This window comes from Protofrankia sp. Cr1, assembly GCF_963555865.1.
GTDB lineage: Bacteria > Actinomycetota > Actinomycetes > Frankiales > Frankiaceae > Protofrankia.
In genome coordinates this window covers 3,098-5,460 of record NZ_CAUVXO010000039.1, presented here as the reverse complement: position 1 = coordinate 5,460, position 2,363 = coordinate 3,098, and the positions used below count along the sequence as shown (strand labels likewise).

Genomic DNA, 2,363 nt, shown 5'->3' with positions numbered 1-2,363 from the left:
CGGTCGACGATGGTCAGGCGGACCACATACCCGCACGGGGCGAGGCTGGACAGGTCCAGCGTGAACGGTGCCCCGGTGAACGGCGTCTGGGTGCCGGTCGTGATGCCGACCGTGAGCGGGGTCGGCGGGATCGACCCACCCGGGCCGCCCAGCACCGAGATCGACCAGGCTTCGAAGTGCCGGTCCCGGGCGACGAACCGGCCGCCCAGCGGTCCGCGCGGCAGCCGGCAGGCGCCCGCGGTGAACAGCTCCAGGTCGCCCGCGTTCACGGTGTCGGTGGCCAGCGCGACGCCGTTAACGGTGTTGTCCAACTGCACCCGAGCGGTGTCGACGACGTTTCCGGGAGTATCGAGCTCCAGGGTGAAGTCCCACCGGTCGTCACCACCGGGTGCGGACACGCCCAGCACCCCGGTCGTGTTGACCACCCATGACGGCCACGGCACCCAACCGTTGACCGGGTCTGGTGTCACAATCCCATGCGCGCCGTTACCGTCTACCACGGAGAACGGCGTCGTCAGCAGGATGCTGCCGCCGCTGTCCACATTGGTTGCGCGGATGCGGTACTGATGACCCACCAGCGCCGGGTCCGGCGGCCCGTGCAACTCGACCCGGCCGGCGAACGGGCAGTCCGACGGCAGCAGCACGGTCGACGTCCCGAGCACGGCTCCCGGCACGGTCAGGCCACTGACCAGGTCGACATCACTCGCGGCAACCCCACCCACGATCGTGAAGCGCGCCGTGCCGTCGTAGGGCCGGCCGGGCTCGACCTGCACATGCCGGTCGATCCGGTTACCCCATACAGGCACGGCGTCGGGATCCGTCGTGGACGGCGCGGTCGCCCACGACAGCACCGCGCGCACCCGTCCGATCATGGGATGGGTACAGTCGCGCCGCAGCGCTCCCAGGTCCACGGGCAGGATGGCCGCATAGCACAGGCCGTCCCTGACATCGGGATAGTCGTGAACGTTGACCGCAACCGTTCCCAGATAGGTGAAGCCGCAATCCGCACCCCACTGCGCCCAGAACGCGACGTACTCCTGGCTGCCGGCTCTGCATGGCGGGCCGGAGTAACCGGCGGACTTGTTGACCCGCAAGGATGCGACCAGGGCCGAGCACCCGCTGTCGAGGCCGAGGCACTCCAGCTGCTCGTAGGTGGTGTTGCCGGAGACGTCATCGACCGTCTTCAGCACGGCGGCGAGGTCGACACCGGCCGCTTTCGCGACGACCGCCGAGCCCGCCAGGGTGCCCGGATCGGCCAACGGTGCAGACGCCGTCGCCGCCAACGCCGGGAAGGCGAAGCGGTGCGGCGGTACGTCGTCGGGTTGGTAACTCCGGGCGAGCAGCTCCAGTCCGAGTGGTTGCTGCGGCTCGGGGTCGGGGCCGGGTACCGGGGGTTGCTCGACGACGTGGCGCGGAAGCTGGGTGACCAGGTCGGCGGGCAGGTGCTCAACGATGTCGCCGAACACGAACCGGCGTGGCGAGATCTGGACCCGGCACTCGTGGACGTCGCCCCAGATCGGCTGCCAGTCCGGCTGCCCCGGGGGTGGGGGCAGCTCCCACGACAGGATCGCCCGCACCAGCGGCAGCACCGGACGTCCGCACCAGTCGCGGGACGGGGTGTGGGCGACGCCGCAGGTATAGCTGAGCGGGTGGGTGGGCTCGCGCTGGCAGTCCCGCCCGACGGGGATGTCGTGGACGTTGACGGCAGCCATCCCCGCGTCCGACCAGCCGCTGCCGTAGTCGATGTAGAACCGTACGTACTCGAAGGATCCGGCGGTGCACAGCCCGCCGCGGTAGCCCGATGCCCGTTTGACCAGCAGGGTCGCCTCGATGCGGTCGCGACGCTGCTGGTAGGCCACACAGGAAAGCCCCTCGAAGGCCGTGTCGCCCTTCTTCTGCTCGACGGCCTCGAAGCCGAGGTCGGGCGCGGACCCGAAATAGTTCGGGTTCGCTGCGAGCAGCCAGCGGAAATTGTGCCTTTCACGTGGTACCGGTAATGCGACGACGGTGGATTCACTCGACTCGGTTGCTGGCATGTCAGTCCTCCTGCTCGATACACGGATGACCAGCTGGCGAACCGGTGACGGTATATCTGGCGGGACTTGGGATGTCGTTCCGTTCCGTCCCGGCAGGTGTTTCGTGGAACTATTCGAATGAAGGCCAGGAGAATACGATGAAACGGTTCGCGAGACTGGTCAGCCAGGTGACGGACAGCACGCTATAACCTACCGGACAGAATGCACCAGCCCTGGTTTCTGTCTCCTGCCCGACCCGGGGAAAACACCGGGTCACCGTCCCTGGAGAAAACTCCCACCGAGCGAATCCCCGTGAAACCCCGGTGGAATCCCCGGGTCGCGGGAACC

1 protein-coding gene is annotated in these 2,363 nt (G+C 68.2%); it reads right to left on the bottom strand.

Features of this window, described 5'->3' with window-relative positions; all coding sequences use genetic code 11:
* Positions 1–2,036: hypothetical protein (locus tag U9980_RS06040; protein WP_322767032.1), on the bottom strand; the 2,036-nt coding region annotated here is incomplete at its 3' end.
* Between the last annotated feature and the right edge of the window lie 327 nt (positions 2,037–2,363).